This window comes from Isoptericola sp. Y581 (assembly GCF_059445475.1).
In genome coordinates, this window is the sequence record NZ_JCAIUK010000009.1 from 16587 (window position 1) to 30481 (window position 13895).

A 13895-nucleotide genomic window follows, 5' to 3' on the forward strand; every position below is an offset into this window, starting at 1 on the left:
CCGCCGACGGGAGCCTCAGGCGCCTCGGGCGACGGTTCTTCCCGACCATCCCCAGCCCCCTGGCCCGCGCTTCGCGGAACCTTCACAACTGACCGGGACGTGCGGCGACGATGCTGCCGTTGCGCGCGGGTGCCGACGGGTCCTATTGTCGCGATGTATCGACTCGATAGGTCGACACGACGGGTCGGCACAGCACGTCGACAGGACGGAAGCATCGAACAGGGAGGGGAACCCTCGTGCGCAGCAGGTCTGTGGTGCTCGAGACGGCCATCCTCGGCCTGCTCAACTCCGCCCCGCTGCACGGGTACGAGCTGCGCAAGCGGCTCAACCTGCTGCTCGGCTCGTTCCGCGCGTTCTCCTACGGCACCCTCTACCCTGCGCTGAAGTCCCTCGTCGCCCGCGGCCTCATCGAGACCGTCGAGCACGAGGCTCCCGCCGCCGGGGCGCGGGTGTCGGGTTCCCGCCAGTCCGCCAAGTCCGCCGGCAGGTCCACCAGCAAGGCGCCCCTCACGGGGCGGCGCGGGCGGATCGTGTACCGGCTGACGGCGGACGGCAAGGAGCACCTGCAGACCGTCCTCGCTTCGTCCGGGCCGGCCGCCTGGGAGGACGAGAACTTCGACGTCCGCTTCGCGTTCTTCGCGCAGACGGACGCCGAGACCCGCATCCGTATCCTCGAGGGTCGGCGTACCCGGCTCACCGAGCGGCTGGAGGCGGTCCGAGAGTCTGCCGCACGCACCCGCGAGCGGCTCGACGAGTACACCCTCGAACTGCAGCGCCACGGGCTCGAACAGGTCGAGCGCGAAGTGCGTTGGCTCGACGGACTCATCACCACGGAACGCGACCGGGCTCTCGGCCGCGACCGCGACCACAGCGCCGGGGTGCACGACACCCCGGCCCAGAGAAACAAGGAGCGAGGATGACCTCCGTCCGCGTTGCCATCGTCGGTGTCGGAAACTGTGCATCGTCCCTGATCCAGGGCGTGCACTACTACCGAGACGCCGACCCGTCCGACACCGTCCCTGGCCTCATGCACGTGCAGCTCGGCGAATACCACGTGCGTGACCTGGAGTTCGTGGCGGCGTTCGACGTCGACGCGAAGAAGGTCGGCTTCGACCTCGCCGAGGCGATCCACGCCTCGGAGAACAACACGATCAAGATCGCGGACGTGCCGCCCACCGGCGTCATGGTCCAGCGCGGCCCCACGCTCGACGGCCTCGGCGACTACTACCAGGCGACGATCGACGAGTCGGACGCCCAGGCGGTCGACGTCGTGCAGGCGCTCAAGGACGCGAAGGTCGACGTCCTCGTCTCCTACCTCCCGGTGGGCTCCGAGGCAGCCGACAAGTTCTACGCGCAGTGCGCCATCGACGCCAAGGTGGCCTTCGTCAACGCGCTGCCGGTCTTCATCGCCTCCGACCCCGAGTGGGCCAAGAAGTTCGAGGACGCGGGGGTGCCGATCGTCGGCGACGACATCAAGTCGCAGGTCGGCGCCACGATCACGCACCGCGTGCTGGCCAAGCTGTTCGAGGACCGCGGCGTCGTGCTCGACCGCACCTACCAGCTCAACGTCGGCGGCAACATGGACTTCAAGAACATGCTGCAGCGCGACCGCCTCGAGTCGAAGAAGGTCTCCAAGACGCAGGCGGTGACCTCGAACCTCACCGGCGCACTCGGCGGCAAGAAGGAGGACCGCAACGTCCACATCGGCCCCTCGGACTACATCGCGTGGCTCGACGACCGCAAGTGGGCGTACGTCCGCCTCGAGGGCCGCGCGTTCGGCGAGGTGCCCCTGAACCTGGAGTACAAGCTCGAGGTGTGGGACTCCCCCAACTCCGCCGGCATCATCATCGACGCCGTCCGCGCGGCGAAGATCGCCCTGGACCGCGGCGTCGGCGGCCCGATCCTCTCGGCGTCGACCTACTTCATGAAGTCCCCGCCCGTGCAGATGGAGGACACCGCGGGCCGCGCCCAGCTGGAGTCGTTCATCCGCGGCGACATCGAGCGCTGACACCGCTCGCCGGTCGAGCCTGTCGAAACCCCGACGACCGGGTTTCGACAGGCTCGACCAACGGGTTTCGACAGGCTCTACCGGCGGGGTCAGCCGACCAGCTCGACGGACCCTGTGCGGGTGACCACGTCGTCGTAGTCGCCGTCGAGGACGTCGGCGACGCGCACGGCGCGGCCGAGGGTGGCAGACAGGTAGACGGCGCGCACCGTGGCGAGCGCGCGCAGCCCGTCGTCGAGCGTCACCCACGGCGCCCGGCGCTCACCGATCGCCGCCACGATGTCGGCCCACTGGGTCGCGTGCGAGCTGCCGTACTGCGCCACGTGGGACTCGTTCGGGTCGAGCGCCCCGCGCGACGAGCCGTTCGCGCCCGAGCGGCCGATCTCGGCGGCCGCCTGGTTGGCGTTCCAGCCCCCGTCCTCGGCGTCCTGCGCGTGGAAGAACGTGAGCTCGTCGGCCTCGATGACCGCGGACCCCGCCGTCCCGTGCACCTGCAGCCGCACCCCGAGGTCGGGGTAGACCGTCGTCGAGGCGTGCAGCGTCGCGAGCGCGCCGGAGGCGAACCGGAGGATCGCGACCGCGACGTCCTCCACCTCGATGCCGTCGTGGCCGAGCCGCGCGGTGTGCGCGACGACGTCGATCGGCTCGCCCAGGTACCACAGCAGCAGGTCGAGCGTGTGGACCCCCTGGTTCATCAGGGCCCCGCCGCCGTCGAGCGCCCACGTGCCGCGCCACTCGCCGGAGTCGTAGTAGCCCTGCGTGCGGTACCAGTCGACGTTGGCGACGGCCGACGTGATGCGGCCGAACCGGCCCGCGTCGAGTGCGCGGCGGACGGCGAGGGCGGACTCGTCGTGCCGGTGCTGGGAGATCACGGCCACGACCTGGTCGGGCCGCGCGGCCGCGGCGTCGCGCAGGCGGCGGACGGGCTCGAGCGAGACGTCCAGCGGCTTCTCCACGACGACGTGCGTCCCGGCCTCGAGCGCCTCGAGCGCGAGGAGCGCGTGCTCGCCGCTCGGCGTGCAGACGCTGACGACGTCGATCCCGCCCTCGGCGAGCGCGGCGGCGAGGGTCGCGTGGATCCGGGGGGCGGGCCGCCCGGCGGCCGCCAGCAGCTCGACCACGGAGCCGGTCCGTTCGGCGTGCGGGTCGACCAGAGCGACGACGTCGAGGTCGGCGTTTTCAGCGGCGACCTCGGCGTGCAGGCGTCCGATGACCCCGCAGCCGACGATCGCGACACGCAGCGGTGACGACAGGTCCGGGCGTGTGCTCAGGTGTGGCGTAGCGGTCATGGCGCAGCATCCTATGCATGCAGCAGGTGATCGATCACGCTGTCCCACGACGAAGGAGTTGTTCCAGTGGCGACCATCGGTGTCCAGACGATGATGCTCCGCGGTGAGTTCGCGCAGCGCGGGCTGTTCGAGACCTTCGAGCGGGTGCGCGAGATCGGCTACCGCGCGGCGGAGATCTCGATGGTCGAGATGTCGACCGAGAACGTGGCCGAGCTGGCGCGGGTGCGCGACGAGCTCGGCATCGAGATCGCGTCCATCTCCGGCGGCCTGACCGCCCCACGGGGCGGCGAGTCCCTCACGACCCACTTCGACACGTTCGTCGCGGACGCGCACGCGCTCGGCGCGGAGATGATCCGCATCGGCATGCTCCCGGCCGCGGCGATGGCGTCGACGAAGACGGTCGAGGAGTTCGCGGACCGGTGCAACGAGGTCGCGGCAGGGCTGGCCGAGCACGGCATCCGGCTCTATTACCACAACCACCACGTCGACTTCGCGAGGTACGACGGGCGGTACCTGCTCGACGTCGTCGCCGAGCGCTCGCCGCTCGTCGGCTTCGAGATCGACGTGCACTGGGTGCAGCGCGGCGGCCTCGACCCGGTCGCGACGCTGCGCAGGTACGACGGGCGCGTGGCCATGGTGCACCTCAAGGACTACCGGATCGGGCGGATGCCTGCCGCCGTGTTCGAGGCGCTCGACGCCGGCGACCAGGGCCCGTGGCAGGACGAGCTCAAGCAGATCGTGCAGTTCGCCGAGGTCGGCGAGGGCAACCTCGACTTCCGGTCGATCATCGACACGAGCGTCGCGATCGGCGCGGAGTACCTGCTCGTCGAGCAGGACGAGCACTACGGGCGCACACCGTTCGAGTGCCTCCAGACGTCGTACGACAACCTGGTCGCCCTCGGGTACGGCGACCTGTTCTAGCCGGGCCGCTTCTCACCAGGCCGCTTCTCACCAGGCCGCTTCTCACCGGGCTTCTCACCGGGCTTCTCACCGGGCGGCGCCGAGGAGCCGCGCACGACGAGCGTCGTGGCGAGCTCCTCCCGGGGCGCGTCCCGGGACGGGTCGGCGCTGATGCGCAGCAGCATCCGCAGGGCGGCCTCCCCCATCTCCGCGATGGGCTGGCGCACCGTGGTCAGGGCGGGGCGGGCCCACTGGCCCTCGGGCAGGTCGTCGAAGCCGACGACGCTGACGTCCTCGGGGATCCGCAGGCCCAGCGCGTCCGCCGCGTCGTACACGCCGATCGCCATGGTGTCGGAGCACGCGAAGATCCCCGTGGGCCGGTCCGTGGCCCGCAAGAGCTCCGTCGCGTCGTCGCGCGCGCTGGGACGCCGCCAGTCCGTGTGCACCACCCGGTCGTCGGGGAGGTCGAGGCCGGCGTCCGTGACCGCCGAGCGGAACCCGTCGATGCGCGCCTGGCTGTAGAGGTGCGCGCGCCGTCCGCCCACGACGGCGAGGCGACGGTGCCCGAGCCCGACGAGGTGGTCGGCGGCCGCGCGCCCCCCGGCCCAGTTCGTCGCGCCCACGCTGGCGACGGTGCCGGGGGGCTGCGACACCGGGTCGAGCAGCACCACGGGCACCTGGGCTGCGGCGAGCGTCGCGAGCTGCTCGCTCGTCGTGTCGACCAGCGCCAGCACCGCGCCGCGCAGGTCGCGCGCGAGCAGGCGCGCGAGCCAGGAGTCGTCCGGTCGGCGGGCCACGGAGACGACGATGTCGATCCCGGCGGCCGTGGCGCCGCGCTCCACCCCGCTGAGAGCCCGGTTCGCCCAGGTGCCCTCGACGCCGCTGAGCACGAGGTCGACGAGCGGCGGCCGGTCCCCCCGCGCCGCGAGCCCGCGTCCGGCGCGGCCGCGATAGCCGAGCTCCGCGACCGCACGCATGACGCGGGCGCGGGTCGCCGCGGAGACGTCCGACCGGCCACCCAGCACCTTCGAGACGGTCGGGACGGTGGTGCCGGCCACCTCGGCCACGTCGGCGAGGGTGGTGCGGCGCGCCGAGGTCATGGCGCGACCATAGAACCGGACGATGAAGTTGCGCAACTAATGTACGCGAGCGGGGATTGCATCCCCGATAGGCGCCTGTGAGAATCGCGGATAACCGCCGAGTATCCTTCGAACTTGCGCAACATCGGGAGCAGTGAAGCACCTATGTCAGCACCATCACCGGAGAAGCGCGCACTGATCGTGCGCGGCGGGTGGGACGGGCACCAGCCCGTGGAGACCACCGACTCGTTCATCCCGTTCCTGACCGGGCACGGATACGACGTGCGCGTCGAGGACGAGACCACCGTGTACGCGGACGCCGACTACATGGCCGGCGTCGACGTCGTCGTCCAGACCAACACCATGAACACGATCGCGGCCGACGAGCTGGGCGGGCTCATCGACGCGGTGCGGAGCGGCACGGGCCTCGCCGGGTGGCACGGCGGCATCGCCGACTCGTACCGGAACAGCTCCGACTACCTGCAGCTCATCGGCGGCCAGTTCGCGACGCACCCGACCAAGGCGCCCCGCGACGAGCTACCCGGCGACGGTACCGACTGCTTCGTGCGGTACACCGTCGACATCGTGCCCGAGAAGGCCGACCACCCGATCGTCGCCGGGATCTCCGCCTTCGAGCTCACCACCGAGCAGTACTGGGTGCTCTCCGACGACTACAACGACGTGCTCGCCACCACGACGATCGCCGCGCCGGACTACCACCCCTGGCACCGGCCGGTCACCTGCCCGGCCGTCTGGACCCGGCAGTGGGGCGAGGGCCACGTCTTCGTCTCGACCCCGGGCCACGACCTGGGCGTCGTCAACGACCCGAACGTCCGCACCATCATCGAGAGGGGGATTCTGTGGGCCAGCCGCTGAGAGTCGGGATCGTCGGCGTCGGGGCGATCTCCGGCGCCTACCTGTCCACGTTCGAGCGCCTCGAGGCCGTGCGCCTCGTCGCGGTCGCCGACCTCGACGCCGAGCGCGCGGCCGCCGTCGCGGCGAAGCAGGGGGTGCGCGCGCTGACGGTCGACGCGCTGACGACCGACCCCGAGGTCGACCTCGTCCTCAACCTCACGATCCCCGCCGCCCACGCCGAGGTCGCGCTCAGGGCGATCGCCGCGGGCAAGGCCGTGTACGGCGAGAAGCCGCTCGCGGCCACGCTCGACGAGGCGCGCGCTGTCGTCGAGGCGGGCCGCGCCGCCGGCGTGCGGGTCGGCTGCGCGCCCGACACCGTGCTCGGCACGGGGGTGCAGACGGCCAGGAAGGCCATCGACGACGGCGCGATCGGCGCTCCGGTGGCGGCGACCGCGACCATGCTGACGCCCGGCCACGAGCGCTGGCACCCGAACCCCGACTTCTACTACCAGCCCGGCGGCGGCCCGCTGCTGGACATGGGGCCGTACTACGTGACGGCGCTGGTCACACTGCTGGGGCCGGTCGCCTCGGTCGTCGGGAGCGCGAGCCGCGGCCGCGCGACCCGCACGATCGGCTCGGGCCCGCGGGCGGGCGAGAGGGTCCCGGTCGACGTCGACACCCACGTGACGGGCGTGCTCCGGCACGAGTCCGGCGCCCTCTCGACGCTCGTGATGAGCTTCGACGCGGTGGCCACCCGCGCCTCGCGGATCGAGGTGCATGGCCAGGCGGGCTCGCTCGTCGTGCCCGACCCGAACGGGTTCGACGGCGAGGTGGAGCTGCACGAGCTCGGCAGGGACTGGCAGACGCTCGAGCCCACCGCCGGGTACCGGAACGCCGCCCGCGGGTACCGCGTCGCCGACCTGGCGACCACCGCGCCCGGCGGCGTGGCGCGCGCCAACGGCGACCTCGCCTACCACGTGCTCGACGTCATGACGTCGCTGCTCACGGCAGCCGAGAAGGGCGCGGCGGTCGATGTCGAGAGCACCTGCGACCGGCCCGCGGCCGTGCCGCTCTCGGACGCCCCCCGCTAGGGCCTGTTTCGGAATGGGTCAGCGGCGCTGGCTGACCCAGTCGAGGATGTCGTCCGCGATGGCGTGGCGGAGCGTAGTACTCCACGACGCCCAGGAGATGCCAGCGGTCAGGCTGCCTTCACGAGCACGGTCAGCCAGTCATCGATCGCGGCCACGGTCACCGTGGTCTCATAGCGCAGCTGGAGCTTGTCGAACCTCGTGGCCACAGCCCGCCACCGCTCGACAGTGGCGCGGCGTACCGCGGCTCCAGCTCCGCGCAGAGCGTCTCGAACGCGCCCACGATCAGGGTCTCGAGGTCCGGGGAGTAGTACGTCATCGAGCCGAGCGGCACACCCGCTCGTGCCGCGACACCGCGATAGGACGTCGCGTGCACACCCTCCGACCCGATGGCCTCGACCGCCGCACGCAGGATGCGCTCCCGACGCAGCGGATCGTTCGGCTTCCCCTTGCGCACCCGTCCTCCTCATAGTCGAAGTGCGTACCGTGGTACGCACTTGCTGGAGGAGCGCGCACCCGAGGGGGACTGATGCAGGACGAGAGCGTGCAGAAGTACGCGCGTGAGCGTGCCGGTGAGCTGCCGGGCTCCGGCTTGGAGCACCCGTTCGGGCCGGACTGGGACGTCTACAAGGTCCGGGACAAGGTCTTCATGCTCATGACCGACGTGACCGGCGAGCCGATCGTGATCCTCAAGGCCGACCCGCAGGACGCGAAGGCACTCCGCCAGGCTCACGACGACATCACGCCGGGTTACCACATGAACAAGAAGCACTGGATCACGCTGCACCCCGGCGATTCGATGCAGCGAGGTCCCGTGGAAGACCTCGTCACCGAGTCCTACCTGCTCGTCGTGGAGAAGCTCCCCCGGGCGAGACGACCCGTCGACCCCGCCAGCTTCGGAAGGGGAGACCAGTGAGCCTGTCGGGAGAGCAGCTCCAGCAGACAGCGCGCGACGCGGCCCGCTCGCTGGCCGACGTCAGCCACGGGCGCCCGTTCACCCCGCACCTGGATGTGTGGAAGGTCGCGGACAAGGTCTTCCTCATCGTCACCGACGACGACCCCGACGTGCAGATCATCACGGTGAAAGTCGATCCGCACCATGGCGAAGCGCTGCGTCGTGACCACGAGACGATCACCGTGGGCCGGTACTTCGACAAGCGGCACTGGGTGTCAGTCGGACCCGGGCAGGGGATCACCAAGCGCCTCGTCGAGGACCTGGTGCACGGGTCCTACGAACTCGTCGCCGACCACCTGCCCTAGCGGCCCGGCGCCGCCGTCCCGCCGAGATAGAGAAGGCAACCCGCCGAGATAGAGAACCCACCGGCACGAGATAGAGAGGTTTCCTATCTCGGCGTCCAGGGTTCTCTATCTCGCGGGGTCAGGGCGCGAGGTGGATGACGGCACCCCCGGCGGCGACGGACTCCTGGGCCGCGGCGACCACGCGCAAGGTGCGCAGCCCCGTTCGCCCGTCGGGACCGGGGGCGGTGCCGGTACGGAGGCACCCCAGGAAGTGCTCGAGCATCAGGGCGTCGAGGTTCTCGCCGAAGCCGTACCAGGCGGGTCGCGAGCCCCCGTCGACGAGGCCGCCGACGTGCGCACCGAACGGGGCGATCTCGACGACGCCTCCGGTGCCGACGACCTGCAGGGTGAGGCCGCCCCACGTGGGCCCGCCGTCGGGCATCGACCAGGAGCAGTCGACGGTCACCTCGGCGCCGCCGGCGTAGGTGATGCTGACGAGCCCGCCCGTCTCGGCGCGCACCTGCGGGTCGTCGCCGTGCAGGATCCGGTTGGTCACGGCCCGCACGGCGACGGCGTCCTCGCCGAGGAGCGCGTCGAGCAGGTCGGCCACGTGCACCACGTGGTCCACGAGCGCCCCGCCGCCGGCGAGGGCCGGGTCGGTGAACCAGGCCCGGCCGGCGGGCACCTTGCCGTTGTTCGTCCCCGTGGCGCCGAGCACGGTGCCGAGCGTGCCCGCGTCCGCCAGGGCGCGCAGGGTGACGAACTCGGGGCTGAACCGCACCGGGTAGGCGGTCATGAGGACCACGCCCGCGGCGTCGCAGGCCGCGACCATGTCCTCGGCGTCCTCGACCCGCGTGGCGAGCGGCTTCTCGCACAGCACGTGCGCCCCCGTCGCCGCGGCGGCGAGGACGACGTCCCGGTGGCGGGCGTTCTCCGAGCAGACGATCACGGCGTCGGGGCGCCAGGCGAGGGCCTCGTCGTAGGTGTCGACGTACGACGCTCCGAGCCCTTCGGCGAACTCGCGGCCCCGCAGCTCGCCGGCGGGCGCGGTCGCCGCATCGGGGTCTGCGGTGAGGAGCTCGACGTCCGGCCGGTCGCGCAGCAGCGCAAGGTACGACCCGGCGTGCGGGTGCGCGAAGGAGAGCACGGCCACCTTGAGGACGGTCGGGGTGGTGTCGTGGGTCATGCCGGGCTCCCGGTGGTCGTGAGGGCGGGCGCGCCGTGCGGCGGCACCGGCGTGCCCCCGAGCTCGCGCACCCGTGCGGCGGTGTCCAGCGCGACGGGCGCCCCGGACTCGATGGAGGCGAGCGCCGCCTCGGCGATCTCGACCGCGACGACGCCGTCGACGGCGCTCACCCGGGGACGGTCCGGATGATCCGCGGGCAGCGCCGTCGGCGAGGCCGCGAACGCCCGGGCGAACTCCCGGATCTCGGTGAGGTACGGGCTCTCCCCGGCCGCCGGCGCGGGCCGGTCCTGCCCGCCCGTCGGGACGGGCGGCAGGTCGGTGCGCACCCCGCCCGCGCCGGCCGAGTCGAAGCGCAGCACGCCGGCCCCGCCCGCGACGTGGAACGACGTGCGGAACGTGGTGTGCGGGGCGCCCCACAGCCCGCGCGAGTGGGTGATCGCGCCGCCGGCGTGCGTGAGGACGACGTGCGCGAGCGTGTGCGGCGCCCCGTCCTGCTCCAGCGAGCGCCGGGTGGCGAACACCGTCGTGACCTCCCCCGCCACCCACCGGGCGATGTCGAGGTCGTGCAGCATCAGGTCCATCACGACGCCCCCGGACAGCGCGTCGTCGCCGAACCACGCCGACCAGACCGGGAACGTCCCGCCGCGGGCGAACCGCAGGACGGCGGGCGCGCCGACGTCCCCGGCGCGCACGGCGGCCCGCAGCGCGGCGTACTCCGGGAAGAACCGCACCACGTGCCCCGGGTAGAGCTGCCGGTCGGCCGCGCGGGCGGCCTCCAGCAGGGCGACGGCGTCCGCCCCGGTGCGGGCCAGGGGCTTCTCGCACAGCACGTGCCTGCCCGCCGCGAGCGCCGTGGCGGCCACCTCGAGGTGTCGCGGCGTCGGGGTGACGACGTCCACGACGTCCACGACGTCGAGCAGCTCGTCGAGCGACCCGGCCACGCGGCCGCCGTGCGCGGCGGCGAGCTCCGCCGCGCCGTCGTGCGAGTGCACGACGAGGTCCGCGCCGAGCGCGCGCCACGCGGGGGCGTGGGCCCGCGCGATGCCGCCGGCGCCGACGAGGCCGACGGTAAGGGGTGGTGCAGACCGTGCTGGCGGTGCTGACATGTGTGCTCCCTACTTGAGTCCGGAGTGGGCGAGGCCGTCGATCACCCGACGCTGCATGACGACGAACAGCAGCAGGATCGGGGCCATGGCGAGCACGCTGGCCGCCATCATCACCGTGTAGTCGGTGGTGGTGCGCCCGGCGAAGGTCGCGATACCGGCCGCGAGCGGCATGCTCTCGGCGCGGGTCGAGACCACGAGCGGCCACAGGAGGTCGTTCCACGACCACAGGACGGTGATGATCGTCAGCGCGCCGAGGCTGGGCCCGGCGAGCGGCAGCATGATGCGCGTGAAGACCTGGAACGGGTTGGCGCCGTCCAGGCGGGCGGCCTCCTCGAGCGAGTCGGGCACGCCCTTGAAGAACTGCATCATGAGGAAGGTGCCGAAGGCGCTGAAGACGCCGGGCGCGGCGATCCCGGCCACGGTGTTCAGCCAGCCGAGCCCGTTGACGATCTGGTACTGCGGGATGAGGTACACCTGCGACGGCACCATGAGGATCGACAGCACGAGGGCCAGCAGCACGCCGCGCAGCGGGAACCGCATGCGCGCGAACGCGTAGCCCGCCATCGAGCACAGCACCAGCTGGCCGACGGTGCGAACCACCGTGATCGACACCGAGACCCAGAACTCCTGGAGGAACGGGAGCTTGGAGAACACCTCGGCGTAGTTGCCCCACTGCAGCTCCCCCGGCCAGAACACCGGGGGCACGCTCATCACCTGGGCGTTCGTGGACAGCGACGTGAGCAGCTGCCACACGAACGGGAACACCATCACCACGCCGCCGGTGGCGAGCAGCACGTGCGCCCAGGCGTTGGACCCGTGGCGCGAGCCGCGCCGTCGGCCACGGGGCGGTGCTCCGTCGGTGCTGCCTCGGGTCGGGCGTCGCGTCGTCCCGGCGACGGCCGGGGCGGGCACGAGGGTCGTGTCAGGCATAGGTGACCCACCTCCTCTGCATGCGGAACTGAATCAGAGTGACCGCGCCGACGATGAGCAGGATCACCATCGCGATGGCGGCCGCGAAGCCCTTGTCGTTGCGCAGGAACGCCTCGTTGTAGAAGAGGTACACGAGGGACTGTGTCTCCTGGATCGCGGGGTTCCCCTGCCCCATGAGCGCGTACAGCAGGTCGAAGAGCTGGAACCCGTTGATCACGGTGATGACGGTGACGAAGAAGACGCTCGGGGTCAGCAGCGGCACGGTCACGGACCGGAACTGCCGCCAGGCGGTCGCGCCGTCCAGGGACGCCGCCTCGTACAGCTCCGTGGGGATGTTCTTCAGGCCCGCGGACAGGATGATGATGGCGAACCCGAGCGACGTCCACAGCCCCACGACCGACACGGCGACCAGCGCGAAGCCCGGCGTCGACGTCCACGCGGGGCCGTCGATGCCGACCAGCCCGAGCGCCCAGTTGAGGACGCCGAAGTCGCCGTTGTAGATCAGGCGCCACACCATCGCCACCGCCGTCGGCATCGCGACGTACGGCATGAAGAAGAGCACCCGGTAGAACGCGGTGAGCCGCATCCCCGGCCGGCTCAGCAGGCTCGCGACGAACATCGCGATCGGGATGCCCAGCAGCACGATCGCGGTGTAGACGAGCGTGTTGACGATCGAGGTGCCAAGGTCGGGGTCGGCGACGAGGCGTGCGTAGTTCTCGGTGCCCACCCACGTCTGGCCGCCGAACGCGCCCCACTCCGTGAAGCTGAAGTAGCCGGTCTGGACGATGGGCCACAGGTAGAAGAGCACCACCCCGAACATCGTGGGCAGCACGAACAGCACGGGCCACCAGCCGTCGTGCCCCCGCCTGGCCCCCTGCATCGCCCCCTGCCCGGACCCCCGCGCGAGAGCGGTCGTCATTCCTTCGCCAGCTCCTCGTTCATGGCGTCCGCGAGCTCGCGGGCGACCTCCTCGACGGGCCGCTTCCCGGAGAACGCCTGGGGCAGCAGCTCGTTCTCGAGCGCGTTCCAGGCCGCCGTGTTCTTCGAGATCGGGTACGGGAACGCCATCTCGTCGGCGGACTCCAGGAAGACGTCGATCCCGAAGCCCGGCTCGGAGTCGACGAACGCCTGCTGCGTCCCGGTGTACGCGGGGTTCGCGACCCCCATCTCCGCCTGCGTGCGCTGCGCCTCCTCGGAGCCGAGGTAGGCGACGAAGGCGTTGGCGGCCTCCTTGCTCTCGCTGTCCGCGGCGACCACGTTCGCGAGGCCGTGGATGACGGTGGCCCGTCGCTCGGGCCCCTCGGGCAGCCGCACGGTGCCGAAGTCGTCCTTGTTCGGCGAGTCCTTCATCTCCGCGACCGACCAGTTGCCGGACCAGAACATGGCGGCCTTGCCCGAGTTGAACCAGACGTTCGGCTTGGTGTCGGACATCTGCTCGAGCTTCGGGGACGCGCCGTCCGCCACGAGGTCGGCCCACAGCTGCAACCCCTCGATCGACGCCGGGTCGTCGTAGCCGGACGTGGTGCCGTCGTCCGAGATGACCTGCCCGCCCGCCTGCAGCATCGTGTCGTAGTAGCTGCTCTGCCCGCCGCTGTTGAGCTCGGTCACGACGCCGTAGATCCCCTGGCCGGACAGCTCGCCGGAGATCGTGTCGGCCGCCTTGGTGAAGTCGTCCCACGTCCAGTCGTCGGTCGGCAGCTCGACGCCGGCCTTCTCGAAGATCGCCTTGTTGTACCAGAGCGCCACGGTGTCGAAGTCCTTGGGGACGCCGTACTGGGCCTCCTCGAACGTGAACAGGTCGTTGAGCGCGTCGGGGTACTTCGACGGGTCCAGGTCGCCGCTGTCCACGAGGCCGTCGATCGGCTCGAGCAGGTCGTTCGCGGCGTAGAGCTGCACGTTGGGGCCGTTCATCCAGAACACGTCGGGCAGGGTCTTCGACTCGCCCTGGGTCTGGAGCTTGGTGAAGTACTGCTGGTACGGCGTGAGGTCCACGGTGACCTTGATGTTCGGGTAGGTGTCGTTGAAGTCCGCGATGTTCTGGTCGATCGCGGGCTTCTGGTTCTCGTCCCAGATCGCGTAGGTGATCTCGCCCTCGGCGTCGGTCGGCGCGGCGGTCGCGGCGCCGTCGGCGGCCTCGCCGCCGCTCGAGCAGGCCGCGAGCGTGAGTGCCACCGCGGCGACGCCCGCGACGGACCCGCTGCGCATGAGGTGCTTCATC

At 71.4% G+C, this 13895-nt stretch carries 14 protein-coding genes and 1 pseudogene; 7 read left to right on the forward strand and 8 right to left on the reverse strand.

Features of this window, described 5'->3' with window-relative positions:
- The first annotated feature begins 236 nt into the window (after positions 1–236).
- Complete coding sequence (locus tag AC1C2W_RS16910; protein WP_495390823.1) at positions 237–920, forward strand: PadR family transcriptional regulator; 684 nt, start codon at positions 237–239, stop codon at positions 918–920.
- Positions 917–2008 carry an inositol-3-phosphate synthase gene (locus AC1C2W_RS16915; RefSeq protein ID WP_495390822.1) on the forward strand — a complete coding sequence of 364 codons (1092 nt, stop codon included), beginning with the start codon at positions 917–919 and terminating at the stop codon, positions 2006–2008. The genes AC1C2W_RS16910 and AC1C2W_RS16915 overlap by 4 nt, the downstream gene beginning before the upstream one ends.
- An 89-nt stretch (positions 2009–2097) precedes the next feature.
- Here the strand turns inward: AC1C2W_RS16915 and AC1C2W_RS16920 are convergent, their stop codons facing one another.
- Complete coding sequence (locus tag AC1C2W_RS16920) at positions 2098–3294, reverse strand: Gfo/Idh/MocA family protein (protein ID WP_495413771.1); 1197 nt, start codon at positions 3292–3294, stop codon at positions 2098–2100.
- 66 nt (positions 3295–3360) lie between these two features.
- Here AC1C2W_RS16920 and AC1C2W_RS16925 point away from each other — a divergent pair, with 66 nt between their 5' ends.
- Entirely contained in the window at positions 3361–4215 is an 855-nt protein-coding gene (locus tag AC1C2W_RS16925; RefSeq protein ID WP_495413772.1) for a sugar phosphate isomerase/epimerase family protein, read from the forward strand.
- Here the strand turns inward: AC1C2W_RS16925 and AC1C2W_RS16930 are convergent.
- Positions 4212–5294, reverse strand: coding sequence for a LacI family DNA-binding transcriptional regulator (locus AC1C2W_RS16930; protein WP_495413773.1), 1083 nt, complete (start codon positions 5292–5294; stop codon positions 4212–4214). The two genes, AC1C2W_RS16925 and AC1C2W_RS16930, sit on opposite strands and share 4 nt — an antisense overlap.
- Positions 5295–5438: 144 nt before the next feature.
- Here AC1C2W_RS16930 and AC1C2W_RS16935 point away from each other — a divergent pair, with 144 nt between their 5' ends.
- Positions 5439–6149 carry a ThuA domain-containing protein gene (locus tag AC1C2W_RS16935; RefSeq protein ID WP_495413774.1) on the forward strand — a complete coding sequence of 237 codons (711 nt, stop codon included), beginning with the start codon at positions 5439–5441 and terminating at the stop codon, positions 6147–6149.
- Positions 6134–7219, forward strand: a complete 1086-nt coding sequence (locus tag AC1C2W_RS16940) for a Gfo/Idh/MocA family protein (protein ID WP_495413775.1) — start codon at positions 6134–6136, stop codon at positions 7217–7219. Before AC1C2W_RS16935 ends, AC1C2W_RS16940 begins: the two co-directional genes overlap by 16 nt.
- 316 nt (positions 7220–7535) lie before the next feature.
- Here AC1C2W_RS16940 and AC1C2W_RS16945 read toward each other — a convergent pair.
- A pseudogene (locus tag AC1C2W_RS16945) lies at positions 7536–7673 on the reverse strand (TetR family transcriptional regulator); the annotation flags it as partial.
- A gap of 72 nt (positions 7674–7745) precedes the next feature.
- Between AC1C2W_RS16945 and AC1C2W_RS16950 the strand changes: the two are divergent.
- A complete protein-coding gene (locus tag AC1C2W_RS16950; RefSeq protein ID WP_495413776.1) occupies positions 7746–8132 on the forward strand; it encodes an MmcQ/YjbR family DNA-binding protein in 387 nt (128 codons plus the stop codon).
- A complete protein-coding gene (locus tag AC1C2W_RS16955; protein ID WP_495413777.1) occupies positions 8129–8476 on the forward strand; it encodes an MmcQ/YjbR family DNA-binding protein in 348 nt (115 codons plus the stop codon). The genes AC1C2W_RS16950 and AC1C2W_RS16955 overlap by 4 nt, the downstream gene beginning before the upstream one ends.
- Positions 8477–8594: 118 nt before the next feature.
- Here the strand turns inward: AC1C2W_RS16955 and AC1C2W_RS16960 are convergent, their stop codons facing one another.
- The 5 genes from AC1C2W_RS16960 to AC1C2W_RS16980 are packed head-to-tail and all read right to left on the reverse strand — an operon-like array spanning position 8595 to position 13894.
- Complete coding sequence (locus AC1C2W_RS16960; RefSeq protein WP_495413778.1) at positions 8595–9641, reverse strand: Gfo/Idh/MocA family protein; 1047 nt, start codon at positions 9639–9641, stop codon at positions 8595–8597.
- Entirely contained in the window at positions 9638–10747 is a 1110-nt protein-coding gene (locus tag AC1C2W_RS16965) for a Gfo/Idh/MocA family protein (protein ID WP_495413779.1), read from the reverse strand. The genes AC1C2W_RS16960 and AC1C2W_RS16965 overlap by 4 nt, the downstream gene beginning before the upstream one ends.
- A 9-nt stretch (positions 10748–10756) precedes the next feature.
- Positions 10757–11677 carry a carbohydrate ABC transporter permease gene (locus AC1C2W_RS16970; RefSeq protein ID WP_495413780.1) on the reverse strand — a complete coding sequence of 307 codons (921 nt, stop codon included), beginning with the start codon at positions 11675–11677 and terminating at the stop codon, positions 10757–10759.
- Positions 11670–12596: a carbohydrate ABC transporter permease gene (locus tag AC1C2W_RS16975; RefSeq protein WP_495413781.1), complete on the reverse strand. Its 927-nt coding sequence runs from the start codon at positions 12594–12596 to the stop codon at positions 11670–11672. The genes AC1C2W_RS16970 and AC1C2W_RS16975 overlap by 8 nt, the downstream gene beginning before the upstream one ends.
- The gene (locus tag AC1C2W_RS16980; RefSeq protein ID WP_495413782.1) at positions 12593–13894 is read right to left on the reverse strand and encodes an ABC transporter substrate-binding protein; all 1302 of its coding nucleotides are present in this window, start codon (positions 13892–13894) and stop codon (positions 12593–12595) included. The genes AC1C2W_RS16975 and AC1C2W_RS16980 overlap by 4 nt, the downstream gene beginning before the upstream one ends.
- Between the last annotated feature and the right edge of the window lies 1 nt (position 13895).

What these genes read in the sequence shown, in the direction of transcription:
- AC1C2W_RS16935 (WP_495413774.1), top strand. Translation starts at nt 5,439, where the DNA reads ATGTCAGCACCATCACCGGAGAAGCGCGCACTGATCGTGCGCGGCGGG.
- AC1C2W_RS16915 (WP_495390822.1), top strand. Translation starts at nt 917, where the DNA reads ATGACCTCCGTCCGCGTTGCCATCGTCGGTGTCGGAAACTGTGCATCG.
- AC1C2W_RS16975 (WP_495413781.1), bottom strand. Translation starts at nt 12,596, where the DNA reads ATGACGACCGCTCTCGCGCGGGGGTCCGGGCAGGGGGCGATGCAGGGG.
- AC1C2W_RS16960 (WP_495413778.1), bottom strand. Translation starts at nt 9,641, where the DNA reads ATGACCCACGACACCACCCCGACCGTCCTCAAGGTGGCCGTGCTCTCC.
- AC1C2W_RS16980 (WP_495413782.1), bottom strand. Translation starts at nt 13,894, where the DNA reads ATGAAGCACCTCATGCGCAGCGGGTCCGTCGCGGGCGTCGCCGCGGTG.
- AC1C2W_RS16965 (WP_495413779.1), bottom strand. Translation starts at nt 10,747, where the DNA reads ATGTCAGCACCGCCAGCACGGTCTGCACCACCCCTTACCGTCGGCCTC.
- AC1C2W_RS16930 (WP_495413773.1), bottom strand. Translation starts at nt 5,294, where the DNA reads ATGACCTCGGCGCGCCGCACCACCCTCGCCGACGTGGCCGAGGTGGCC.
- AC1C2W_RS16920 (WP_495413771.1), bottom strand. Translation starts at nt 3,294, where the DNA reads ATGACCGCTACGCCACACCTGAGCACACGCCCGGACCTGTCGTCACCG.
- AC1C2W_RS16970 (WP_495413780.1), bottom strand. Translation starts at nt 11,677, where the DNA reads ATGCCTGACACGACCCTCGTGCCCGCCCCGGCCGTCGCCGGGACGACG.
- AC1C2W_RS16950 (WP_495413776.1), top strand. Translation starts at nt 7,746, where the DNA reads ATGCAGGACGAGAGCGTGCAGAAGTACGCGCGTGAGCGTGCCGGTGAG.